Annotated in this window: 21 protein-coding genes; 12 read left to right on the forward strand and 9 right to left on the reverse strand. The window is 69.4% G+C overall.

Annotated elements, in window-relative coordinates; all coding sequences use genetic code 11:
• The first annotated feature begins 137 nt into the window (after window positions 1-137).
• Together nrdR and LG278_RS08890 are read left to right on the forward strand one after the other, a co-directional pair.
• Window positions 138-635 carry a transcriptional regulator NrdR gene (nrdR, locus tag LG278_RS08885; protein ID WP_404392965.1) on the forward strand — a complete coding sequence of 166 codons (498 nt, stop codon included), beginning with the start codon at window positions 138-140 and terminating at the stop codon, window positions 633-635.
• Between the two features lie 160 nt (window positions 636-795).
• Window positions 796-3,714: a vitamin B12-dependent ribonucleotide reductase gene (locus LG278_RS08890; RefSeq protein ID WP_404392967.1), complete on the forward strand. Its 2,919-nt coding sequence runs from the start codon at window positions 796-798 to the stop codon at window positions 3,712-3,714.
• 95 nt (window positions 3,715-3,809) lie between these two features.
• Here LG278_RS08890 and LG278_RS08895 read toward each other — a convergent pair whose 3' ends face one another.
• Window positions 3,810-4,850, reverse strand: a complete 1,041-nt coding sequence (locus LG278_RS08895) for a hypothetical protein (RefSeq protein WP_404392969.1) — start codon at window positions 4,848-4,850, stop codon at window positions 3,810-3,812.
• 47 nt (window positions 4,851-4,897) lie between these two features.
• Window positions 4,898-5,491: a TetR/AcrR family transcriptional regulator gene (locus tag LG278_RS08900; RefSeq protein WP_404392971.1), complete on the reverse strand. Its 594-nt coding sequence runs from the start codon at window positions 5,489-5,491 to the stop codon at window positions 4,898-4,900.
• A 213-nt stretch (window positions 5,492-5,704) separates the two neighbouring features.
• On the opposite strand from LG278_RS08900, the gene LG278_RS08905 reads away from it, so the two are divergent.
• On the forward strand, window positions 5,705-6,382 hold the full coding sequence (locus LG278_RS08905; protein ID WP_404392973.1) for an NADPH-dependent F420 reductase: 678 nt from the start codon (window positions 5,705-5,707) through the stop codon (window positions 6,380-6,382).
• A gap of 11 nt (window positions 6,383-6,393) precedes the next feature.
• The gene (locus LG278_RS08910; RefSeq protein WP_404392975.1) at window positions 6,394-7,230 is read left to right on the forward strand and encodes an SDR family NAD(P)-dependent oxidoreductase; all 837 of its coding nucleotides are present in this window, start codon (window positions 6,394-6,396) and stop codon (window positions 7,228-7,230) included.
• A 72-nt stretch (window positions 7,231-7,302) separates the two neighbouring features.
• Here LG278_RS08910 and LG278_RS08915 read toward each other — a convergent pair whose 3' ends face one another.
• From LG278_RS08915 to LG278_RS08925, 3 genes are read right to left on the reverse strand one after another with little or no spacing between them, the layout of a single operon-like run.
• Window positions 7,303-7,506: a lipoyl domain-containing protein gene (locus tag LG278_RS08915; RefSeq protein ID WP_404392977.1), complete on the reverse strand. Its 204-nt coding sequence runs from the start codon at window positions 7,504-7,506 to the stop codon at window positions 7,303-7,305.
• Between the two features lie 26 nt (window positions 7,507-7,532).
• Window positions 7,533-8,579 carry an alpha-ketoacid dehydrogenase subunit beta gene (locus LG278_RS08920; protein WP_404392979.1) on the reverse strand — a complete coding sequence of 349 codons (1,047 nt, stop codon included), beginning with the start codon at window positions 8,577-8,579 and terminating at the stop codon, window positions 7,533-7,535.
• Window positions 8,580-8,589: 10 nt separating this feature from the next.
• Window positions 8,590-9,621, reverse strand: coding sequence for a thiamine pyrophosphate-dependent dehydrogenase E1 component subunit alpha (locus tag LG278_RS08925; protein ID WP_404392981.1), 1,032 nt, complete (start codon window positions 9,619-9,621; stop codon window positions 8,590-8,592).
• Between the two features lie 273 nt (window positions 9,622-9,894).
• Here LG278_RS08925 and LG278_RS08930 point away from each other — a divergent pair, with 273 nt between their 5' ends.
• Window positions 9,895-11,280 carry an NAD-dependent malic enzyme gene (locus LG278_RS08930; protein WP_404392983.1) on the forward strand — a complete coding sequence of 462 codons (1,386 nt, stop codon included), beginning with the start codon at window positions 9,895-9,897 and terminating at the stop codon, window positions 11,278-11,280.
• Between the two features lie 25 nt (window positions 11,281-11,305).
• Here LG278_RS08930 and LG278_RS08935 read toward each other — a convergent pair whose 3' ends face one another.
• Entirely contained in the window at window positions 11,306-11,713 is a 408-nt protein-coding gene (locus LG278_RS08935; protein WP_404392985.1) for a transferase, read from the reverse strand.
• 307 nt (window positions 11,714-12,020) lie between these two features.
• Window positions 12,021-13,838 carry an HNH endonuclease signature motif containing protein gene (locus LG278_RS08940; protein ID WP_404392987.1) on the reverse strand — a complete coding sequence of 606 codons (1,818 nt, stop codon included), beginning with the start codon at window positions 13,836-13,838 and terminating at the stop codon, window positions 12,021-12,023.
• Between the two features lie 288 nt (window positions 13,839-14,126).
• On the opposite strand from LG278_RS08940, the gene LG278_RS08945 reads away from it, so the two are divergent.
• The 3 genes from LG278_RS08945 (at window position 14,127) to LG278_RS08955 (ending at window position 17,533) form a co-directional block, all read left to right on the forward strand.
• Window positions 14,127-16,031: a hypothetical protein gene (locus LG278_RS08945; protein ID WP_404392989.1), complete on the forward strand. Its 1,905-nt coding sequence runs from the start codon at window positions 14,127-14,129 to the stop codon at window positions 16,029-16,031.
• Window positions 16,032-16,170: 139 nt separating this feature from the next.
• Window positions 16,171-16,599: a hypothetical protein gene (locus LG278_RS08950; protein ID WP_404392991.1), complete on the forward strand. Its 429-nt coding sequence runs from the start codon at window positions 16,171-16,173 to the stop codon at window positions 16,597-16,599.
• A 73-nt stretch (window positions 16,600-16,672) separates the two neighbouring features.
• The gene (locus tag LG278_RS08955) at window positions 16,673-17,533 is read left to right on the forward strand and encodes an NAD-dependent epimerase/dehydratase family protein (RefSeq protein ID WP_404392993.1); all 861 of its coding nucleotides are present in this window, start codon (window positions 16,673-16,675) and stop codon (window positions 17,531-17,533) included.
• Between the two features lie 16 nt (window positions 17,534-17,549).
• Here the strand turns inward: LG278_RS08955 and LG278_RS08960 are convergent, their stop codons facing one another.
• On the reverse strand, window positions 17,550-18,611 hold the full coding sequence (locus tag LG278_RS08960; RefSeq protein WP_404392995.1) for a YihY/virulence factor BrkB family protein: 1,062 nt from the start codon (window positions 18,609-18,611) through the stop codon (window positions 17,550-17,552).
• Window positions 18,612-18,656: 45 nt separating this feature from the next.
• On the reverse strand, window positions 18,657-19,631 hold the full coding sequence (locus tag LG278_RS08965) for a polysaccharide deacetylase family protein (RefSeq protein ID WP_404392997.1): 975 nt from the start codon (window positions 19,629-19,631) through the stop codon (window positions 18,657-18,659).
• Between the two features lie 108 nt (window positions 19,632-19,739).
• Between LG278_RS08965 and LG278_RS08970 the strand changes: the two genes are divergently transcribed.
• The 4 genes from LG278_RS08970 to LG278_RS08985 all read left to right on the forward strand — a co-directional run bounded on the left by LG278_RS08970 (window position 19,740) and on the right by LG278_RS08985 (window position 23,926).
• Window positions 19,740-20,750, forward strand: a complete 1,011-nt coding sequence (locus tag LG278_RS08970) for an aldo/keto reductase family protein (protein ID WP_404392999.1) — start codon at window positions 19,740-19,742, stop codon at window positions 20,748-20,750.
• A gap of 90 nt (window positions 20,751-20,840) precedes the next feature.
• The gene (locus LG278_RS08975; protein ID WP_404393001.1) at window positions 20,841-22,247 is read left to right on the forward strand and encodes a pyridoxal phosphate-dependent decarboxylase family protein; all 1,407 of its coding nucleotides are present in this window, start codon (window positions 20,841-20,843) and stop codon (window positions 22,245-22,247) included.
• Between the two features lie 64 nt (window positions 22,248-22,311).
• A complete protein-coding gene (locus LG278_RS08980) occupies window positions 22,312-22,740 on the forward strand; it encodes a ChaB family protein (RefSeq protein ID WP_404393003.1) in 429 nt (142 codons plus the stop codon).
• Between the two features lie 142 nt (window positions 22,741-22,882).
• Window positions 22,883-23,926, forward strand: a complete 1,044-nt coding sequence (locus LG278_RS08985) for a universal stress protein (RefSeq protein ID WP_404393005.1) — start codon at window positions 22,883-22,885, stop codon at window positions 23,924-23,926.
• The last annotated feature ends 2 nt before the right edge of the window (window positions 23,927-23,928 follow it).

A 23,928-nucleotide genomic window follows, 5' to 3' on the forward strand; every position in this document is an offset into this window, starting at 1 on the left:
CCGTCCACAGGCCCGCGCCGGGCCCACGAACACCGGCGCGGGTCGGTGGGCCAAATCGGGAGCCGGCCGGACGGCATACGGGATGGGCGCCGGGCGTTTCACCAGCGGGGAATCACGGGGAAGGGGAGGTGACCGACGTGCACTGTCCGTTCTGTCGCCACACCGACTCGCGGGTCATCGACTCGCGCACCACCGACGACGGCGCGGCGATCCGCCGCCGCCGCCAGTGCCCCGAGTGCAACCGCCGTTTCACGACGCTCGAGACCTCGAGCCTCAGCGTCATCAAGCGGTCGGGGGCCTCCGAGCCGTTCAGCCGGGCCAAGGTGCTCTCCGGAGTCCGCAAGGCCTGTCAGGGCCGACCGGTCACGGAGGACGACCTGGCGCTGCTGGCCCAGAGGGTCGAGGAGACCATCAGGGCGCTGGGCAACGCCGAGATCGAGGCCCACGAGGTCGGCATGGCCGTCCTCGAGCCGCTCCGAGAGCTCGACGAGGTCGCCTACCTCAGGTTCGCCAGCGTCTATCAGGGCTGGGAGAGCCTCGAGGACTTCGAGGGCGCGATCGCCCTCCTTCGAGCCGAGCGTGACGCGCTGGGGGAGGAGCCCTCGGCTCCGAGCCCGCTCGGCGCGCCACGGTGACCAGCGGCACCGATTCACGCACCACCATCCTCCACGAGCACACCCGCCGAACGACCACGGGGACTGTCAGACCCCGGCGAGACACTGGCATCGACGAGACGAGCACGAAGCCCATCGGGCCCCCGGGAGGGGCCCACCACGGTCAGGGAGGCCGCACGACATGACGGAGATCGGTAACCGGAGCTCTCGCTCGAAGACTGGCGCCAAGGGCGTCAAGATCGAGCGCATCTACACGACCCCGGGAGTCCACCCCTACGACGAGGTGACCTGGGAGAAGCGCGACGTCGTCCAGCAGAACTGGAAGACCGGCGTGACGATCTTCGAGCAGCGCGGTGTCGAGTTCCCCGACTTCTGGTCGGTCAACGCGAGCACCATCGTCACCACCAAGTACTTCCGCGGCGCCGTCGGCACGGCCGCCCGCGAGACCTCGCTCAAGCAGCTCATCGACCGGGTCGTGCTGACCTACGGCGCCGCGGGCAAGAGCAACGGCTACTTCGCTTCGCCGGAGGACGCCGAGGTCTTCGAGCACGAGCTCACGCACGCCCTCCTCCACCAGGTCTTCTCGTTCAACTCTCCCGTCTGGTTCAACGTCGGCACCAAGAGCCCGCAGCAGGTCTCGGCCTGCTTCATCCTCTCGGTCGACGACTCGATGGACTCGATCCTCAACTGGTACAAGGAGGAGGGCAAGATCTTCCAGGGTGGCTCCGGTGCGGGCCTCAACCTGTCGAGGATCCGCTCGTCCAAGGAGCTGCTCTCCTCCGGCGGCACGGCCTCCGGCCCGGTCTCCTTCATGCGCGGCGCCGACGCGTCCGCCGGCACCATCAAGTCGGGCGGCGCGACGCGTCGTGCGGCCAAGATGGTCGTGCTCGACGTCGACCACCCCGACATCGAGGAGTTCGTCGAGACCAAGGCGCGCGAGGAGGACAAGATCCGCGCGCTGCGCGACGCCGGCTTCGACATGGACCTCGGTGGCAAGGACATCGTGTCCGTCCAGTACCAGAACGCCAACAACTCGGTCCGCGTCAACGACGAGTTCATGAAGGCTGTCGAGGACGGCACCGACTTCGGTCTCCGCTCGCGCCTCGACGGCTCGGTCATCGACACCGTCGACGCCCGTGAGCTCTTCGGCAAGATCGCCAAGGCTGCGTGGGAGTGCGCCGACCCCGGCATCCAGTACGACGACACGATCAACGCCTGGCACACGAACCCCGAGACCGGCCGCATCACGGCCTCCAACCCCTGCTCGGAATACATGTCGCTCGACAACTCCTCGTGCAACCTCGCCTCTCTCAACCTGCTGAAGTTCCTGCGCGACGACGACACCTTCGACGCCGAGACCTTCCAGAAGGTGGTCGAGCTCGTCATCACGGCGATGGACATCTCGATCTGCTTCGCCGACTTCCCGACCGAGCCGATCGGCGAGACGACGCGCAACTACCGTCAGCTCGGCATCGGCTACGCCAACCTCGGCGCGCTGCTCATGGCCACCGGCCACGGCTACGACTCCGAGGGTGGCCGCTCGCTCGCTGCCTCGATCACCTCGCTGCTCACCGGAGCCGCCTACAAGCGCTCCGCCGAGATGGCGGCGGTCGTCGGGCCGTATGCCGGATACGCCCGCAACGCTGACGCCCACAAGCGCGTCATGCGCAAGCACCAGGCTGCCAACGACAACATCAAGACGCTCGACGCTATGGACGGGGACATCCACAAGCTCGCGACGAAGGCGTGGGACGACGTCATCAAGTTCGGTGAGAAGAACGGCTACCGCAACGCGCAGGCGTCGGTCCTGGCCCCCACGGGCACCATCGGCTTCATGATGGACTGCGACACGACGGGCATCGAGCCCGACTTCTCGCTCGTGAAGTTCAAGAAGCTCGTCGGCGGCGGCTCGATGCAGATCGTCAACCTGACGATCCCGCGGGCGCTGCGCAAGATGGGCTACACCGGCGAGACCGTCGAGGCGATCGTCGAGTACATCGCCGACAAGGGTCACGTCATCGACGCACCCGGCCTCAAGCCGGAGCACTACGAGGTCTTCGACACCGCCATGGGCGCGCGCTCGATCTCGGCGATGGGTCACGTGCGCATGATGGCCGCGACGCAGCCCTTCCTCTCCGGTGCGATCAGCAAGACGGTCAACCTGCCCGAGGACGCCACGGTCGAGGAGATCGAAGACGTCTACCTGCAGGGCTGGAAGCTCGGCCTCAAGGCGCTCGCCGTCTACCGCGACAACTGCAAGGTCGGCCAGCCGCTGTCCGATGGTGGCTCCACCGCCAAGGACAAGAAGGACGCCTCTGACGCCGCGGCCTCCGAGGTCAAGGTTGAGAAGGTCATCGAGTACCGCCCGGTCCGTCGCCGTCTGCCCAAGCGCCGCTCCTCGCAGACGACGTCCTTCGCCGTCGGTGGCGCCGAGGGCTACCTCACGGCCGGCACCTACGACGACGCGCAGCTGGGTGAGATCTTCCTCAAGTTCGGCAAGCAGGGCTCGACCCTGGCCGGCGTGATGGACGCGTTCTCGATCGCCGTCTCCATCGGGCTGCAGTACGGCGTGCCGCTCGAGACCTTCGTCGAGAAGTTCACGAACCTGCGCTTCGAGCCGGCCGGTCTGACCGACGACCCCGACGTGCGCATGGCGCAGTCGATCATGGACTACGTCTTCCGTCGTCTGGCTCTCGACTACCTCGACTTCGACACCCGCTCCTTCATGGGCATCCACACGGCTGCCGAGCGGGCCCGCCAGGTCGAGACCGGCTCCTACGAGGCGGAGTCCGACGACTCCGACGAGGACCTCGAGGACGAGCTCGAGTCGCTCCAGCAGTCGGCTCCCGTCGCGAAGAAGGCACCCGAGGCCAAGTCCGACGACAAGGTCGAGCTCAAGGCCTCCGAGGTGAAGTCCGGCGCCGGTGCGGCGTCAGCCCGTGAGGTCTCCAGCGAGGTGCACAGCTCGGCCGAGCTCCTCGAGAAGTTCGGCGGCATCACCGCTGACGCACCCATCTGCATGACCTGCGGCACCAAGATGCGTCCCGCCGGCTCCTGCTACGTCTGCGAGGGCTGCGGAAGCACCAGCGGCTGCAGCTGACGCCGTCAGATCGATGTCGAAGGGGTGGCCCACGAGGGCCACCCCTTCGACCGTTCACGTCACATCGTGCTGATCGCCTGTGCCAGCAACGGTGGTCACAGCGGGGTCGCGATGAAGCCGTGCGCGCGCCCGTCGGAGTCGGTCCAGGAGCCGACGACGACCCCGGTGTTGTTGATGTCGCAGACCTCGGTGTAGATGCTGCTGGGCGGGTCGACCTCGGTGGCCGTGGCGAAGGTGGTGTCACCGGCGGGGAGCAGCCACGCCAGGTCGCTCATGCCGCACCCGTTGACGGTCAGGCCTGCGATGGTGCCGCTGTCGTTGATCGAGGACGGCGTTGTCGACCAGCACCAGTTGGCCGGGAACCCCGGGTCGATGTAGGTCGTGAAGCCCTCGCCGGAGAGGAGCACCCTGAAGCCCGGTGTCACACCCACCTGCTCACTGTCGAGGTAGAGGTAGGAGCCGACCACGACGTTGTCGTTGTTGATGTCGAAGAGCCTGGTGCCGGTCCGCGGGTTGTCCTCGGTGGACACGTCCGGGGGGTCGTAGGTCGTGAAGTCGCCATTCCAGCTGAAGCCGTGAGAGACGGTCTTGTCGCATGGCTTGTCGCCGCAGGTCGCGCCCCTGGGGCTGGTCGTGAAGTAGTAGCCGACAACGACGCCGGCGTTGTTGATGCCTTCCGGCACGGTGCCCCAGTAGTCCCGCCTCTCGGTGCTCGCCGCGAGGGGCTCGTCGAGCGCGGTGAACTCGCCCGAGGCCGACTGCATGAATCCGTGTTGGATGCTGCTGCCCGCGGTCACGTAGACCCCCACGACGGTCCCTGCATCGTTGACCGACGTCAGGATGGTGCGCTTCGCCCCGGGCACATTGATGACGGAGACCGATTCACCATCCTTGACGAACCCGTGCTGCCCCTGCCTGTCCCCGTAGTCGCCGACGATCACCCCGTTGTTGTTGATCCCGTTGACGTGCGTGTACTGCACCCCCCGGCTGCCGATGTCGAATGTCTCGTAAGCGACGCTCGCGGCCGGGTAGTGCATGTCGTCCGGCGTCGCAGCCTGGGCCGTCGTGGTCAGTGCCACCCCCAGCCCCACCGCCGCGATCATGCTGAGCCCTCGTCTGATTCGGCTGCTTCGCATGGCTCCTCCTCAAGGATCCGGGGCCCACGACCCCTACATCCCGAGCCTCACCGCGGGGTCGGATCGATGCCAGAGGCGAAGGGCCCGGTGCCGACGGCAGCCACGAGAGCACGCGCCGATGCCTTGGCCGCCTCGGGAGCCTCTGGACTGGCGTCGAGGGCTCCGCTGGCCAGTCCGCCGTCGAGCAGCAGGGTGAGTGACCGGGCCAGGCCTGCCGGGTCGGGCGCACCCGCCTGCTGCGCGAGTTCGCGCACCCAGGCCAGGACTGACGCCTTGTGCGCGACGGTGCGCTCGTGGATCGGTGTCCCCGGCGACGACTCTGCTGCCGCGTTGATGAACGCGCAGCCGCGGTAGCCCTCGCGTCGGCACGCGCTGCCGAGCGCATCGAAGAGGCCGACGAGCTGGTGCGCAGGGTCGGGACCGGCGGCGGCGGCGGCATCGTGCAGCTGGCCGGACCAGATGCCGTCGACCTTGTCGAGATAGGCGAGGACGAGGTCGTCCTTCGCCGGGAAGTGCTTGTAGAACGTCGCCTTGGCAACCCCCGACTCGGCGATGATGAGGTCCACCCCGACGGCCCTGATCCCCTTGGCGTAGAAGAGGCGGAACGCGGTCGCGAGAATGCGCTCGCGCGCGGCGCTCACCCGCGGGGTCGCCGGCGTCGGGTTAGGTCCGAGGTCGACGGTCGGGAGGGGCGAAGGTGTTGCGGGGGTCACCACTCCATTACAACAAACTGGTCTGTCTGCCTACCACTCGACACGGCTTGTGAGTAGACCGAGCTGTCTGCTACGTTATGGCCATCGGGCAGACAGGTCTGTCTAGTTGCGCCCTTCCCCATCTCTCTCAGGAGTACTCACATGAAGATCGCAGTCCTCGGCACCGGCATGGTCGGCCAGGCCCTTGCGGGGCGGCTCAACGAGCTCGGTCACGAGGTCGTCGTCGGCACGCGCGACCCGCAGGCCACCCTGGCTCGAACCGAGCCCGACGGCATGGGCAACCCGCCGTTCAAGGCCTGGCACGGCCAGCATCCGGGCGTCGGACTCGCCACGTTCGCTGACGCGGCCGCAGCCAGCGAGCTGGTCATCAATGCGACAGGCGGCGCCGCCACCCTGAGCGTCCTCGAGCAGGCTGGGCCCGACAACCTCGCCGGCAAGGTGCTCGTCGACATCTCCAACCCCCTCGACTTCTCGGGCGGCTTCCCGCCTACCCTCTTCGTCAAGGACACCGACTCCCTGGGCGAGCAGGTCCAGCGGGCGTTCCCGGACACGAAGGTCGTCAAGACCCTGAACACGCTGAACGCCAACCTGATGGTCCGCCCCAAGGACCTGGGCGCCGACTCGACGGTCTTCGTCTCAGGTGACGACCCGGTCGCGAAGGCCACGGTGTCGGAGCTGCTCACGAACTTCGGTCACAGCGACGTCATCGACCTCGGCGACATCAGCACTGCCCGTGGCACCGAGATGCTGCTACCGGTGTGGCTCCGTCTCATGGGCGCGCTCGGCACCCCGATGTTCAACTTCAAGATCGTGCGTTGACGATGGCCCTCATGACCGGCAAGACGGTGCTCGTCACCGGCGGGACGGGTGGGATCGGCGGCGCGACGGCCGCTGGTCTCGCCGGTCACGGGGCTCGGGTGGGGCTCGTCGGGCGCGACCGGCAGCGTGCCGACGCCACCGCGGGGCGCATACGCGACGCTGGCGGGGAGGCCGACGTCTTCACCGCCGACATGTCATCGCTCCGTCAGGTGCGCGTGCTCGCGGAGGAGGTGCTCACGGCATACCCCAGCCTCGACGTGCTCGTGAACAACGTCGGCGGATACTGGGCGACGCGGCACGCGACGGAGGAGGGCTTTGAACGGACCTTCGCGGTGAACCATCTCGCGCCCTTCCTGCTGACCAACCTGCTTCTCGAGAGGCTCCGCGGGAGCGCCCCCGCGCGCATCGTCACCGTCTCCTCGGGCGCTCAGGCGATGGGACGGATCGACTTCGCCGACCTGATGGGCGCAGAGGACTACAACGGTCAGCGCGCGTACAACCAGTCCAAGCTGGCGAACGTCATGTTCAGCTACGAACTCGCCCGCCGCCTGGAGGGCACGGGCGTGACTGCCACCGTGCTGCACCCCGGCGTCGTCCGCACCAACTTCGGGCGTGAGGACTCCATGGGCTGGATGCGCCTGATGCTTCCCCTGGTGCGCCCCTTCATGAAGAGCCCCGAAGCCGGCGCCCGCACGTCGATCCATCTTGCCTCGGCTCCTGAGGTCGAGGGGGCCACTGGGCTGTACTACGCGAACGCGACACCGAAGCGGTCCTCGCAGGCGTCGTATGACGCGACCGCGGCGGCACGGCTGTGGGATCTCTCCGCTGAGCTCGTCGGCCTGCCGTAGGGGAACCTTCACGCAGCCCGTATGCCGCTCAACTGGCTCTCGGACGCCGGCTGAGCGGCATACCGCTCCTTCTCAGTCGATGCGCGCGATGGGCGCCCCCTGGGTCACGACGGCCTCCTCGGGCACGAGCAGATGGATGACGCCAGCCACGGGGGCGACCACGTCGGCCGACACCTTGTCGACCTGGACCTCGGCGATGAGCTGGTCGGCAGCGACGGCGGCTCCGTCGCTGACGAACCACGTGGCGAGGATGCCCTCGGTGTCGGGCTTCTCCACCGACAGTGGTGGAAAGAGAACGTCGGTCACAGCGCCAACGACCTGCGGATCGCGGCCTCGATGCGGTCGGGCCGCGGAAGGACGGCGTACTCCAGCCCGTGGGCGTAGGGGATGGGCACGTCGGGCACGGCGACCCGGTGGACGGGTGCCTTGAGCAGCATCGGGTCGTGGTCTGTGACGGTGGCGACGACCTCGCCTGACAGGCCGAACGACAGGTAGTCCTCGTCGACGACGACGAGGTGCCCGGTCTTGGCCACGGAGGTCACGATCGCCTCGCGGTCGAGCGGCACCAGACTGCGCAGGTCGATCACCTCGACCTCGACGCCCTCGCCGGCCAGCTTCTCGGCGACATCGAGCGCGTGGTGGACCGAGAGCGAGAGCGTCACGACCGTGACGTCCTTGCCCGACCGTGCCACCGCGGCCTTGCCGATGGGCACGAGGTGCTCGCCGTCCGGCACATCGCCCACCGACCGAGCGTTCTTCGCCATCCAGGGCAGTCCCATGACGCCCTTGTGGAACATGTAGACGACTGGGTTGTCATCGCGGATCGCGGAGGTCATGAGGCCCTTGGCGTCGGCCGGGTTGCTCGGCACGACGACCTTCATGCCGGGCAGGTGGGCGAACGTGCCCCAGAGGCACTGCGAGTGCTGAGCGCCGTCGGAGTAGCCGCCGCCGACCGCAGTGGTCAGCACCATGGGCACCTTGACGTTGCCGCCGGACTCGAAGTGGATCTTGGCCATGTGGTTGTAGATCTGGTCAAGGCACACGCCCATGAAGTCGGCGAACATCAGCTCGACGATCGGACGCATGCCCTCGACGGCCGCGCCGATGCCGAGCCCGATGAAGGCCGTCTCCGAGATGGGGGTGTCGATGATGCGGTCGGGCCCGAAGCGGGCGAGCAGGTCGGTGGTGGAGCTGAAGATCCCGCCGTAGGCGCCGACGTCCTCGCCGAGGTAGATGACGGAGGGGTCGCGGTCCATCTCCTGCGCGATCGCCTCGACCATGGCCTTCGAGGTGGTGAGGCGTCGACTGACCTGCGGGGCGGGGGCGGCGGGGGTGTCGGTGATAGTCATCGTCGTCTCCTCAGGCGAACACGTAGGAGGTCGCCGACGGGGGGTCGGGCAACGGGCTGGACTTCGCATAGGCGATCGCGTCCTCGACGCGCTCTGCGGCTGCGGCACGGATGCGCTGCACCGCGTCGTCGTCGAGCACTCCCGACTCGCGAAGGGTGCTCTCGTAGCGTGGAATCGGGTCATGGGAGGGCACCTCTGCGAGCTCTGGCCGGTAGCCCTGAGCGTCGCCCTCGAAGTGGCCCCACAACCGCAGCGTGTGCACCTCGATGAGCGAGGGGCCGGCGCCCGACCGCGCACGGACGACGGCCCGCTCCGCTGCGGCATACACTGCCTCGACGTCGTTGTCCTCGACGCGCTCGCCCGGAATGCCATACGCAGCAGCACGATCCGCATTCGATGGGATCGCGGTCGCGACCCCGCGCGGCACCGAGATCGCCCAGTCGTTGTCCTCGACGACGAAGACGACGGGGAGCGACCACCGGGCCGCGAGGTTGAGGGACTCGTGGAAGGCGCCCTGGTTGGCGGCGCCCTCACCGGTCACCGCGACCGCGATCCGATCGGTCTGCTTGCGCTGGAACGCGAACGCCTGACCGAGCGCGGGCGGGTAGCCCTCGGCGATGATGCCCGAGCAGGAGAAGTGCGTGGCCGGGTCGAAGAGGTGCATGTGACCACCGCGACCCCGACCGAGTCCGGTCTCCCGGCCGAAGATCTCGGCGGTCATCGCGCGCAGGTCCATGCCGTGGGCGATCGCGAGGTGGTGCGGTCGATGCGTCGCCGTGACGGCATCGTCCGTCGTGAGGTGCGCGCACACACCGGCTGCGACGGGCTCCTGGCCCGCCGAGAGGTGCATCTCACCCGGCACGAGGCCTTTGCCGATGTCGAAGCCCGGCCCCTTGTCGGCGTGGTACTCGCGAAGGATGGCCTCCTCGTACGTCCGGCAGAGCACCATCGTCTCGAAGAGCGCGGCGCGGGTGGGGGCGTCGAGCGCGCCCGACGCCGGCGGCGCACCGGTCGAGGTCGAGGGTTCGGCGTGCATCGTCATGAGGTCCTCCAGATCCCCGGGGCTGGGGCTGGACGCGTCGACCACGCAACGAGCAGCGACGCTCGTCCACAACCAGCGCGGGCGTCCCGGAGGGCCGACTGGCCACCTCCCACAGTAGGCACGCCCACGCAGATGGTCCTCGAAACCACAGACCGCGCCCCCTTTGTGCCGTATGCCGTGTCGCCCGGTGTCGCTGGCGCGCGCCGGCACCGCGCGGGTGGAGGATGGGGGAGTCGGGGACCGCACCGTTGCACCGTCGCAGGAGGACTGCTCATGGCCATGCCGAGTCCCGGCTACTCGATCACCGTCCGGGTCGAGCTGCCCGCAGGAGCCACCGCCACCGCGGCGCTCACCACGGCTGTCGCCTCCGCCGGGGGTGCCCTGACCGCGCTCGACGTCGCCGAGAGCCGCACCGACCGACTCGTCGTCGACGTCACGTGCGACACGAAGGACGAGGACCACGGCGCTCGCATCACGGATGCCATCGCGAGCATGCCCGGCGCGGCCGTGCGCAAGGTGAGCGACCAGACCTTCCTGCTCCACCTCGGCGGCAAGATCGAGGTGAACCCCAAGGTGCCGCTCAAGCACCGCGACGACCTCTCGCGCGCCTACACCCCCGGTGTTGCCCGCATCTGCCTCGCCATCGCCGAGCACCCCGAGGACGCCCGCCGCCTCACCATCAAGCGCAACACGGTGGCCGTGGTCACCGACGGGTCGGCGGTGCTCGGGCTCGGCAATATCGGCCCGCTCGCGGCGCTCCCGGTGATGGAGGGCAAGGCGGCCCTCTTCAAGCAGTTCGGCGGGGTCGATGCCTGGCCGGTCTGCCTCGACACCCAGGACTCCGACGAGATCGTCGAGATCGTGCGCGCCATCGCCCCTGTCTATGGCGGCATCAACCTCGAGGACATCTCTGCGCCAAGGTGTTTCGAGATCGAGGCACGCCTGCGCGAGATGCTCGACATCCCCGTCTTCCACGACGACCAGCACGGCACGGCCATCGTCGTGCTGGCCGCGCTCACCAATGCCCTGCGCGTCGTGGGCAAGTCGATCGAGGACGTGCGCATCGTGGTCTCCGGCGTGGGGGCCGCCGGCCACGCCATCATCCGGCTCCTGCTGACCCAGGGTGCGCGCGACATCATCGGCTGCGGCCGCGACGGTGCCGTGCACAACGGGCACGAGGGGATGGAGCCCTTCCGCCAGTGGATTGCCGATCACACCAACACGGCCCACGCGACCGGCTCGCTCACAGAGGTCCTCGCGGGCGCCGACGTCTTCATCGGGGTCTCCGCCCCCGACCTGCTCACGGGTGAGGACATCGCGACCATGGCTCCTGACGCGATCGTCTTCGCCATGGCCAACCCCGTGCCCGAGGTCGACCCCATCGCGGCGAGCCAGCACGCGACGGTGGTCGCGACCGGCCGGTCCGACTACCCGAACCAGATCAACAACGTGCTCGTCTTCCCCGGCTTCTTCCGTGGGCTGCTCGACGCCGGCGTCTCCGACATCACCGACGCGATGATGGTCGCCGCGGCAACGGCGATCGCCGATTGCGTGGAACCGGAGGAGCTCAACCCGAGCTTCATCATCCCCAGCGTCTTCGACTCCTCGGTGGCGCCGGCGGTCGCTGCTGCCGTCCGCGCAGCCTCGGGCGCGTCCTAGAGCCGAGCCATGGAAACAGGCCGGGTCAGGCGGCGCGTCGCCCCCGGCTGCTGGCGTGCACGACGGCAGCCGGACGGATGATCTCGTCACTCTCGACGCGGGCCGCGTCCCAGACGTGGGCGTCGGCGCCGATCTTGACGCGCGCACCGATCTTGGAGCCCCGGCCGACCACGGCACCGGGGCCGACGTGTGCGGCCGGACCGATCACGGCACCCTCGTGCACGATCGCTCCGCCGTCGATCCACGCTCCTGAACCGATGCGGGCATAGGCGCCGACGATGGCACCGCGGTCGACGTAGGCGGACGGGCCGACGTGGGCTGTGGCTGCCACGCGAGCGCGTGACTCGACGAAGCCGCCGCCGTTCTCGTGCCGGCTGTAGCGCAGCGCGGTGCCGTTGTCGGCGTCGAACTCCTCGTACTTCCTCTGCCTCACGATGTGCCCCCTTCAGGCCGGGCGGTGGACCTTCGTGTCCACGGTGCTCTCAGCCGACCAACGAGCGAGGCCACGTGAAGATTCCGCCGATTCGGCCAAAACCGGTAGTGCCGATGACGTTCACGCCCAGCGCCGGCGCGGCTCCGTGACGACTGTCACCTCCGCGTATGCCGGTCGCTTGGTCCGCCTCTCACCTGGGCACGCCGGGCCGGCCGAATGGGAGGGCGGTGGGGAGGCTGACACTCTGGCGAGTGCTGGTCTCAGGGGACTGCTGGCACGACGCCAGAGGGCGCGACGGAGACGTACCTCAGAAGGGCGGTGGATCGTCGTCGGTCGGCGGGAGGGATCGTCTCTCCGGAGCTCTCGACGGAGCTCTCCCGGGGCGCAAAACCTCGAGCCAGTCCTTGGGCTTGGTCTCGTAGGTGCGCCCGGCCTTGGTGCGCCAGCGGACGGTGTCGGCGCCGTCTCGCCCGACGCGCCAGTGCCCATGCGTGTGCGCGTTGTGGTGCGGACGGTGCTTGCTCGTGAGGTTGCTGACGTCGGTGGGGCCGTGTGGCCAGGGGATGTCGTGGTCGAGGTCGCAGCGTGACGCCGGCACGGTGCACCCGGGAGCCCTGCACGTGCCGTCGACGGCCTCGACGTGCTCGCGCATCGCCGCGGTGGGTCGATAGGCCTTGGTCTCGAGGCTGATGGCCCTGCCGGTGTCGGCATCGACGGCGAGCCGGTGCCACGTCGAACCGGAGTTGAGGATGATCTCGCGGGCGTGATCGGCCACCACCCAGCCGTATCCGGGCAGCTCGCACGGAGCGTCGGTGGCCCCGACGGCGGTGGTGAACGGGACGATGATGCGGACGCTGGCGGCCGGGTGCTGCCCGAGGCGGGTGAACCAGTCCTCGATGACGCGAGGCTGATCGAATCGGCCGACGGAGCCCTCCGCTCGTCCGGCTCGCCCCGCCGAAGCTCGACCGGCCCCATCGGTGCGACCTGGCTGGCCACCCGTCGTCGACGGGTCACGCGTTGTGGGCCCGGAGGTCTCTGCCGCCGACCCCTGCTCCGCGTGTAGGGTGTCTCGACCTGCCACACAGTCGGGGCTGCAGCCAAGGGATGGTTGGTCATCACCGAAGGCCGGCATCTCGGACGTGCTCGGCCAGCCGAACATGAGGATGTCGGTGATCACCTCGGCTCGCAGGGTGTCGAGGTCGCGCGAGTCGCCGCCCTGCCGGGCTGCCCGCGCGATGGCCTCGACCCGCTCCATCGCCGCGATGATCTTGTCGGCGTCGTTGGTCACGTGCAGGGAGCCCAGACCGTCGGGGTCGATCTCGGCATAGGCACCGCGGCGCCGCTGCCGGGCGGCACGGCGCCGCTCGGCCGCCTCGCGGTCTGCTGCCAGGCACGCGCGGCTGAGTCGCTGGCGGAAGAGGCTGGGCGACGGGGGAGCGCCGTCCTTCTCGCGAAGCACCGTGTCGATGATCTCGAGGCCGACGTCGTCGGGCAGGGTGCGCGTCTCGGCGTGGATGGTGGTCGCACGGTGCAGGCTGACGTAGCCGGATTGCAGGCGTGATCGCAGCTCGGCTGCCGTGGCGGTGCGGGCCGTGGCCAGGCCCAGGCGAGCGTGGATGTCGTGGCTGCCCAGCCCGGTTGCGGTGGTGACCTCCATCGCTGTGAGCTCCGCAGGGTCGAGCCAGCCCGGTGGCACCCGGCCGCCGAGCTCGGCGAAACGGGCGTGCTCACTCGACTCGATGTCGGTCTGCAGCCGTGCGAGAGCCTCGAGGCCCACGGCGTCGAGCACGGCCTTGCACCGCTCCACCGCCTCGAAGACGCGAAGGTCGGCGTTGGCTGCCGTCTCGATGTCAGTCGGGGGCGGCGAGCCGACGTCGTCGGCGGCAGCCTCGAGCAGCTCTGCCACCAGCCGGGGCAGCTGATGTGCGAGCAGGTGCTGGGCGATACCGGTGCGCACCACGCGCTCGACCAGCGTGAGGTCCTGCTGGGTGAGCGGGGCGCGTGTCGCGTCGCGTCGACGGTAGAGGTCAACGAGGTCCTGGACGTCGATCACTGCGTCCGAGGCGGGGGCCTGCGAGTGTGAGGCGCCGTCGCCATGGAGCAGCACGTGGCCTGCCGTGGTCATGCTGCACCTCCCCGACATCTATCCCCTTGACTCCCAATTAGAACATAAGTTCTAATTGGGAGTCAAGGGGATAGATGCACCAATACCGCTGTCCACCAACGGAGTTGGCGCGGTGGTGGTCGCCAGATCCCGGTCCGTCGGGCCCACGTCGAGGGGAGCAGCAGGTCAGCGACGCGCACGAGACGGGGCTCGTGAGCCGACCCAGGCGGCCAAACCGCAGACAAAGCGCCCGGCGAGGAGCAACGTGGAGTGGTCAGATCACTCGGGGCTCTCTCGAGGAGGAGAGACATGAGACACCGATTGGTGGTTGGCGCCGTCGTGTGCGCCACCACAGCCCTGCTTCCCCTGGCCTTCAGCATCCCGAGCGCCGCATCCCCGACCGTTGACTACGCGGTGACCGATGACGGCGCCTACACGCGCCATGACGGCGGCACCGACCAAGCCATCGCCCACTGCGGCGACCCAGCGACCGATTCCGCGCCCGACGACGTCGCGGGCGACGGCGACGCGGACTCGAACGACGGCGGCAACCGACGGCAGGGCAACGAGCCCACGGTGGCCATCGACCCGACCAACCCCGACGTCGTCGTCGCCGGTTGGAACGACTACTGCATGACCGACCTCGCCGCCGGGTGGATGGGACTCGGCTTCTCGACCGATGGCGGGCGTAGCTGGCTCAACTCGTCCCTGCCGGGCTACCCGCTCGACAGCTCGATCGAAGGCCTAGCCTCACCGCTCAAGGGCCGCACCGACTCCGGTGACCCGCTCGTGGCCTTCGACAACGACGGCCGCCTCTTCGTGGGCGGGATCGCGTTCAACCGGGCGATGCCGCAGAACGGCTCCGTCTTCGTCTCCACCTATGCCGCCAACCCCGGGCCCGCAGGTCCGACCGGCCAGCTGCCGAAGGACTACGTGAGGACGCGCATCATCGACAAGGCCGGCACGCCGTCGTTGGCCGGCATCTTCCAGGACAAGCCGCTGATGGAGGTCGACCGCAGCACAGCCAGCCCGTTCGAGGACAACGTCTACTTCTGCTGGACGAAGTTCCAGGGCAACGCCGGGCGCAGCAAGATCTACTTCGCGCGATCGACCGACCACGGGGCGACCTTCCAGAACGGCGAGATCGTCTCCGACGGCGCGGTGCAGGGCTGCGACATCGCCGTGGAGCACGACGGCGACGTCTACGTCTCGTGGCGTTCGTTCGCCGGCATCGGCGGCGTCCAGGTCAACGGCATGCGGGTCGTGCGGTCGTCGGACGGGGGAGCGACCTTCGGCAAGCCACGCCAGATCGCTGCCTTCACGAGCTACTTCCCCAACATCGGCGGGGCTCGTGACTGCGGCGACGGGCCATTCGTGTGCGCACCACCGAGCTACGTCTTCCCGCGAATCCCGTTGGAGCCGAGACTGACTGCTGATCAGACCGGTGCTGTCCCGGGCGTGTTCGCCACGTGGAACGCCATCGATCCGGCCAGTGTGGTGCCGAGCGAGACCGCGTTCGCATCGGCCAGCGCCGGCACGGTCGGACGATCGCTCGCCTACGTGACGACGTCGACCGACGACGCCAGCACGTGGACACAGGCGGTGCCGGTCGACCCGTCGCCCGGTGACCCCGGCCACCAGTTCTTCCCGGACGTCGACGCCTACGGTGGCAGGCTCGTCGCCATCTGGCAGGACAACCGAACCGACGACGCGTACTCCGTCCAGCGGCCCCTCGGCAACGAACTCGACACCCAGGGCAGGGCGGTCAGCAGTGGCATGGACGTCGTCGCCACCTACGGCGCGACCTCGACCAACGGCGTCACGTGGACACCGATCGGCAGGATCTCGGCCGTGACGCACCAGCCCTCCTACGAGATGTTCGGCAGTCGCGACATCCCGTTCCAGGGCGACTACAACTGGGTCGCGATCGCCGACGGCAACGGTGCCGCTCCCGGCGGTCTCTTCGCCTACGCGGCGTGGACCGACAACCGTCAGGTCGTCCCCGGCGAGGACCCGCGGGAGACCGAGGCGCAGGCCGGCTTCGTCGACGGCTTCGACGTGCAGCAGTGCCGCATCGACCTCGGTCGCACCACGGCGGAGGTCAACCGGGATGTCCCGCTCGCCCGAGCGGATGCGCCCTACACCGGCGACAACTGCGGCAACGGAGGCGGCCTCGACCAGGACATCTTCGGCGCACGCATCGCCCTCGACTGAGAGGGGACGGTGTCCCGCAGGTGACTCCCGGCTCCACGTCGAGTGGACGTGGAGCCGGGAGCGCGCCCCACGGCATACGCCGGCGGTGCCTGGGGAAAACTCGGCGGCCGGATCGCTCATCAGGGCGACGATGACCGGCATGACCTTCGAAGACCTGCCCAAGGACGTCAGGAACATCCCGCTCACCGACCGTCGCATCGCGGCCGACGTGATCGACCTGTTGATCGGCGACGGCGATCGCAGGGACGGCTGTGTGGCCCTCATGGTGTGCGACGAGGAGCACCGCGGCATCCTGCCCATCGTCCTGTCGGACGTGCCGCACGACGCCGACCTCAGTGCGCTGGTCTCGCTGCTCGACCTCCTCCTGCCGCTCGTGGTCGAGCGCGGTGGGTCGTTGCTCATGGGCCGTGGCCGGCCGGGCTGCGGTGTGCCGACCGACATCGACCGGGCCTGGCACCAGCGCGCGATCGACTCCTGCCGAGCGCACGGTGTCAGGTTGCTCGGCTTCCACGTCGCCACCCGAGACGGCGTGATCGCACTGCCGGAGCCGCTCACCGCGGCCTCGTGACGCGGCCGCGACTAGCGTGGAGCGGGTATGGGAGCAAGCGTTCTCGACACCAGCCACAAACCCAGGAGCACTCATGCGCATCGCCGTGACCGGCGGGACCGGCAAGCTCGGTCGCCACGTCGTCCGCCGTCTGACCGACAACGGGCACACCGTCGTCAACCTCGACCGCGAGGGGGAGCGGGCCGGTGGCTTCATGCGTGTCGACCTCACCGACTACGGGCAGGTCATCGATGCGCTGAGCGGTGCCCGAGACGGCGACCAGCCGGCCACCGTCGACGCGCTCGTGCACCTCGCGGCGATCCCGGCTCCCGGGCTGTCGCCCGACATAGAGACGTTCCGCAACAACATCGTGACGACGTTCAGCGTCTTCCACGCCGCGATCCGCCTCGGCATCCGCAACATCGTCTACGCCTCGTCCGAGACGGTGCTCGGGCTGCCCTTCGACACGCCGCCGCCCTACGTGCCCGTCGACGAGGAGTATGCCGCGCGGCCCGAGTCCGTCTACTCGCTCGTCAAGCACCTCGAGGAGCAGCTGGCGATCGAGCTCTGCCGCTGGCACCCGGACCTCAAGATCTTCGGGCTGCGGTTCTCCAACGTCATGGACGTCGAGGACTACGCGGACTTCCCCTTCGACTCGGACGCGCGCGACCGCAAGTGGAACCTCTGGGCCTACATCGACGGGCGCGACGGCGCGCAGGCTGTCGAGAAGGCGCTCGAGCTCGACGCCCCGGGCTTCGACCGCTTCATCATTGCGTCGCCCGACTCCGTGATGACGCGTCCCAACGCCGAGCTGCTCGACGAGGTCTTCCCCGGCGTGGAGCGCAAGGGCGAGATCGGTGAGCACACCACCCTGCTCTCGATCGACAAGGCGCGTCGGGTGCTCGGCTACGCGCCGGAGTTCTCCTGGCGCGACACGAAGACCATCAACGCCTGAGAGCCAGACAGAGGCCTCACCCGTCGGCGAGCTGGCGACCCTGCTCCAGCTCGTCGGCGCGCTTCTGCTCCTCCTTGTCGATCTTGGTCGTGTCACGCGGCGGCAGCTGGATCGAATCCTCGGCGGGCATGCCGGCCTGGAGCTCACGCGCCCTCTCGAGCTCGGCGTCGAGCTCGGCACCGAAGAGCATCGCGAGGTTGGTGATCCACAGCCACAGCAGGAAGACGACGACTCCGGCGAGCGTGCCGTAGGTCTTGTTGTAGTCGGAGAAGTTGGCGACGTAGACGCCGAAGGCAGCCGAGGCCAGCACCCACGTGAGGATCGCCACGACGGCGCCGACGCTGACCCAGCGGAACTTCGGCTGCTGGACGTTGGGGGTGGCGTAGTAGAGCAGCGCGATGATGAGGGCGACGGCGAGGATCATGACCGGCCACTTGACGATGTCCCAGACAGTGACGGCCACGCTGCCGAGCCCGATGACGTCACCCACCGCTTCGGCGACGGGGCCGGTGAGCACGAGCGCGAGGGCCACCGCTGCCGCGAGCACCACCGCGACGAGGGTGAGCAGGAGCATGAGGGGCCGCAGCTTCCAGAACGGCCGGCCCTCCGGGATCTCGTAGACCCGGTTCATCGCCCGCCCGAACGACGACACGTAGCCGGACGCCGACCAGAGGGCGGCGAGCAGGCCGAGGACGAAGGCGAGGCCCGCACCCGATGACGTGCTGAGCGACTGCAGCGTCGGCGTGATCGCCTCCGCGGCGCCGCCTGCCCCGACGCTCTCGAGGATCGAGGTCACCGTGGCAATCGTCTGGTCAGCCTGGCCGACCAGCCCGACGACCGAGAGGAGCGCGATCGCAGCGGGGAAGATCGCGAGCACCGAGTAGTAGACGAGGGCCGCGGCGAGGTCGGTGCACTGGTCCTTGGAGAACTCCCGCACCGTGCGGCGAGCGACGTATCTCCACGAGTCACGGCGGAGGTCGCCGAGCGAGTCGGGCTTGGCGGGGTCGTCGGGGTCGGCTGACTCGTCGCGCTCCACCGGTGGGGAGGGCTGCGCGTCGGCGGGGGTATGGGCGCTCATGGGGCCGGAGTACCCGTTGTCACCGCCCCGGAACCACCGAGTCCGTCAGGGTGCGGGACCGATGACGGCTCCGAGCGTCACGAAGGAGTAGCCGCGGTCGCGCAGCGCGTCGATCACCCGGGGGAGGGCGTCTGCGTCGAGGGTGGAATGGTCGGTGGGGTGGGCGCCCACGTGCATGAGCACGATCTGGCCCGGCACGAGGGAGGCAGTCACCCGAACCACCACCGTGGCGACCGACTGGCCACCCGAGGTGCCCTTCCACCCGAGTGTGTCCACGGTCCAGCGGAAGGGCACATAGCACTCTGCGTTGACGACCGAGACGGTGCGCGCGTCGACAGCTCCGAACGGGAACCGGAACCACGGGCGAGGATCCTGCCCGGTCACGGTCGTGATGCGCGCGGCTGCCGTGCGCACCTCGGTGCGGATCGCCGACGACGACAGCGTGGTCAGGTCGGGGTGGTGGTAGGTGTGGTTGCCGACCGGGTGACGCGCGGCGATCGCCTTGGCGCTCGCCGGGAACGCGTCGACGAACTCCCCCGTGAGGAAGAACGAGCCGGGCACGCCCTCGGCCGCGAGCGTGCGGAGGACGGAGGCCACGCCCTCGTTGCCGCCGCCGCCGTCGAAGGTCAGGGCGACGACCTTGCGCGTCGTGCCGAGCGTCGTCAGGTCACGGCCGAGGAGGGCGGACGGGATCGAGCACGTCGGCTTCGGCGTCGCCGTGGTCGTGACGGGTGGCGCCGTGGTCGCGACGGGTGGCGGCGAGGGCGTGACTGTCGGACGAGTGGCCGTGACCGGTGGCGGGGTGGGTCCAGGGCGCGAGCTGGTTGTCGTGGTGCTCGTCGGCGCCGTTGTGGCCGTGCTCGTGGGGATCTGGGCACGCGTCGTCGACGAGAACACCGGCGTGGGCGAGGGCGACGCCGGGGCGGCCTGCTCCGGGGAGCCCTGGCACGCTGCGACCGACAGGGCGACGGCGACGACCACCGCCCAGATGCGCTGCCGGAACCCTCCTGCGCCCTCCATGGCTCCTCCTCCCTCCATCCCACACCCGCGAGCGGGCCGCAGCAGCGAACTGTGCGAGACGAGACACCCCCCGAGCCGCGCGCGGCCGAGCGGCATACGGTGGGTGACATGGAATTCCGATACCTCGGCAACAGCGGACTCAAGATCTCAGAGATCACCTACGGCAACTGGCTCACCCATGGCTCGCAGGTCGAGAACGACGTCGCCACGCAATGCGTCCAGGCCGCGCTCGACGCCGGCATCAGCACCTTCGACACGGCCGACGTCTATGCCAACACCAAGGCCGAGTCGGTCCTCGGCGAGGCCCTCAAGGGTGAGCGTCGCGAGAGCCTCGAGATCTTCACGAAGGTCTACTGGCCCACCGGCCCCGGCGGCAAGAACGACACAGGCCTCTCGCGCAAGCACATCATGGAGTCGATCAACGGCTCGCTCGAGCGGCTCCAGACCGACTACGTCGACCTCTACCAGGCCCACCGCTACGACACCGAGACGCCGCTCGAGGAGACGATGCAGGCCTTCGCCGACATCGTCCGCCAGGGCAAGGCTCTCTACATCGGCGTCAGCGAGTGGACCGCCGAGCAGATCCGTGAGGGTGTCGCGCTCTCCAAGGAACTCGGCTTCCAGCTCATCTCGAGCCAGCCGCAGTACTCCATGCTCTGGCGCGTCATCGAGGGTGAGGTCGTGCCGACGTGTGAGGAGCTCGGCGTCAGCCAGATCGTCTGGAGCCCCATCGCGCAGGGCGTGCTGACCGGCAAGTACCAGCCCGGCCAGCAGCCGCCGGAGGGCTCGCGTGCCGCCGACGAGAAGGGCGGCGCCGACATGATCAAGCGCTTCATGAACGACGACGTGCTGACCCGCGTGCAGGGCCTCAAGCCCATCGCCGACGAGGCCGGCCTGACGATGGCGCAGCTCGCCGTCGCGTGGGTCCTCCAGAACCCCAACGTCGCTGCTGCGCTCGTCGGTGCCTCGCGCCCCGAGCAGGTGGCCGAGAACGTCAAGGCTGCCGGCGTCACGCTCGAGCCCGAGCTGATGGCCCGCATCGACGAGGTGCTCGGTGACATCGTCGAGAAGGATCCCGGCAAGACCACGGAGACCGCGCCCCAGCAGCGCGTCGCCTGAGCTCGTCGCACCCTGACGACGGGGGCCGTATGCCGTGCGGCCCCCGTCGTCCCTTGCGCTCCCCGCGTGCCCCGGAGGAACGTGCCTCCCATGACCGACGACCTGGTGCACCTGCTCACCACGGCGGCGCAGGTGGGTGCCCGCCACCGCGAGACGGTGGCAACGCGTCCCGTCCATCCGGCGCCTGATCCCACCGCGCTGGCCGCAGCCTTCGGGGGCGACCTCCCGGCCGGGAGGACCCGGCCCGACGACGTGCTCCGCCAGCTCGTCGCAGCGGCAGAGCCGGGGCTCGTGGGCACGGTGGGGCCGCGCTTCTTCGGCTTCGTCATCGGCGGGTCCTCACCGTCCGCGACGGCGGCCGACATCCTGGCCGCCGGATGGGACCAGTGCGCCTACAACGAGGTGCTCTCGCCGGCAGCGGCTGCGGCCGAGCGGGCGGCAGGCGCCTGGGCCAAGCAGCTGCTGGGCCTGCCCGCGACTGCCTCGGTCGGCTTCGTCACCGGTGCCCAGGCGGCCAACACCGTCGGTCTTGCCGTTGGGCGCCACCGCGTGCTCGCCGACGCCGGTTGGGACGTCGAGCGCGACGGGCTCTGCGGAGCACCACGCGCGGTGATCGTCGCGAGCGAGGAGCGGCACGCCACGATCGACCGCGCCGCCCGGCTGCTCGGCCTCGGCACGTCGTCCATCCGTCCCGTGGCCGCGACGGCGCAGGGTGCCATCGACGTCGACGCCCTGGGTCACATCCTCGCCACCCTCGCGGGGCAGCCGGTGATCGTCTGCCTGCAAGCGGGCAACGTCAACACCGGTGCCTGCGACGACCTGCGTCGCGCCATCTCTCTGGCGAAGCGGCACGGTGCGTGGGCGCACGTCGACGGAGCCTTCGGCCTCTGGGCCGCTGCCAGCCCCCGCACCGCTCACCTCGTCGACGGGGTCGAGGAGGCGGACTCGTGGGGCACCGACGCCCACAAGTGGCTCAACGTCCCCTACGACAGCGGGCTGGCCTTCTGCGCCGACGCCGCACTCCATGCCGAGACGATGTCGTATGCCGCGTCGTACCTCACCGGGTCAGGCGCCGGCTCCGACTTCGTGCTGGGTGATCTAACGCCCGAGTCGTCAAGGCGAGCAAGAGGATTCGCTGTCTGGGCCGCGCTGCGTGAGCTGGGCACGGAAGGCGTCGCCGACCTCGTCGACCGGTCCTGTGCCCTGACCCGTCGCATGGCCAGCCGGCTGCAGGCAGGCGGAGCGACGGTGCACAACGACGTCGTGCTCAACCAGCTCCTCGTGAGCCTCGGCGACCCCGCGCACACCGACGCGATCATCGCGGCGGTGCAGCGCGACGGCACCTGCTGGGTCGGCGGCACGACCTGGCGCGGTCAGCGGCTCATCCGGGTCTCCGTCTCCAACGCGACGACGACGGAGGACGACATCGACCTCTCCGCCGACGCCATCCTCCGCGCCGCCGCATCGGTCATGGCAGCCGCGGCGCCCTCGACGTGACGGGGAGCGCGACCGCTGGGTAGGAAGCACGAGGAGGCACACGGCATACGACAGGAGGAAGGTCATGCCCAGCAAGCGCAGGAGTGACGACGACATGCCCTCGACGATCGAGCGCTCATCGGCCAAGGCCCAGGACACCTGGCGGGCCACCCACGACGCGGCGGTGGAGCAGTACGGCGAGGGTGAGCGGGCCCACCGCACCGCCTTCGCGTCGCTCAAGCACAGCTTCGAGAAGGTCGGCGACCACTGGGAGGAGAAGGCCGAGAAGGGACCCAGCGACGCGCAGGCCGCGCGGCGCGGGGCCGACGCTCGCGCCCACCGCGACGACGGCGACTCCCAGGGCGGCGTCGACGCGTTCGCCAGCAAGGCGCACCTCTACGACATCGCGAGACGCCTCGATGTCAAAGGTCGCTCCTCGATGAGCAAGGACCAGCTCGTCGAGGCGATCCAGAAGGCGAACGACCGAGCGACCGCGGCGGCCCGAGACTCCTGAGTCCGCCTCGGGTCCGCTCCCCGGCTGTCCATCAGGTCACATGTCTGACACGTCACGACTTGCCTCCCAGCCGCCCGGAACGCGCGATGATGGGAGTGGCCGGGAGCAACGGCCCCGGCCTTCGCGAGGAGGCGTGCTCATCATGAACGGCCAGGGAACGGACCGCACGACGGTCACCACCGAGAACCCCACCGAGGCTGCCGACGCCCCGACCGCCGACGAGTCCGGCCGTCACCACACTCGCACTGCCGGTGTCGTCATCGGCTACGACGGATCGCCGGAGTCGCGGCTGGCCCTCAGCTGGGCGGCTGCCACGGCGCGTCGGCGCGGAAGCCGCCTGACCCTCCTGCACAGCGTCAACCTCAGCTTCATCCCGGGCTTCCCGGCCTTCGACACCTCCCAGGTCGAGCCGGAGCTGCAGGACGCCGCGAAGCGGCTCGTCGACGACGGTGCCATGCGCGCCGGTGACACGCTCGACGCCTCGCGCATCCAGACGCAGTACTGGCTCGGCAGCCCGGCCGCCCAGATCGTCGAGGCGTCCCACGACGCCGAGCTCGTCGTCATGGGCAGTCGCGGGCGCGGGCGCATCACCGGGGGTCTGCTCGGGTCGACGTCGTATGCCGTCGCCGCGCACGCCCACTGCCCCGTCGTCGTCGTGCGGCCGAGCCACGAGGCAGCAGCGTCCGCCGACGCCGAAGTGCCCGAGACGGCCTCCCTCAGCGAGGGGCTGCCAGAGGTCGTGCGACCTGATGCCACCCACCCGGTGGTCGTCGGTTTCGACGACTCGGAGCCGGCGCTGCGTGCCGTGCAGGCGGCAGCCGACATCGCGATGGAGGAGGGCGCCGAGCTGCGCATCGCACACGTCGTGCAGGTGCCCTCGATCGACAGCTGGGCCTACGAGGAGACGGCACACGCCGGCACGGTGCACGCGCACAGCCTTCGCGAGCACGCCGACGACGCCCTCTCGGCGGCGGTCCGGCTCGCGAAGTCCAAGCACCTCGAGCTCAAGGTGTCGACGGAGGTGCTCTACGGAGACCCTGGGCAGGCGATCGCCGATCTCGGCCGCACCGCCGGTCTCGTCGTCGTCGGCTCACGTGGTCGGGGCGGCTTCAAGGGTCTGTTGCTCGGCTCGGTCAGCCACAACGTGATCCACAACGCCGAGTGCCCCGTGATGGTCGTCCGGTGACG

The sequence above is a fragment of the Humibacillus xanthopallidus genome (assembly GCF_044793955.1).
Lineage (GTDB): Bacteria > Actinomycetota > Actinomycetes > Actinomycetales > Dermatophilaceae > Humibacillus > Humibacillus xanthopallidus_C.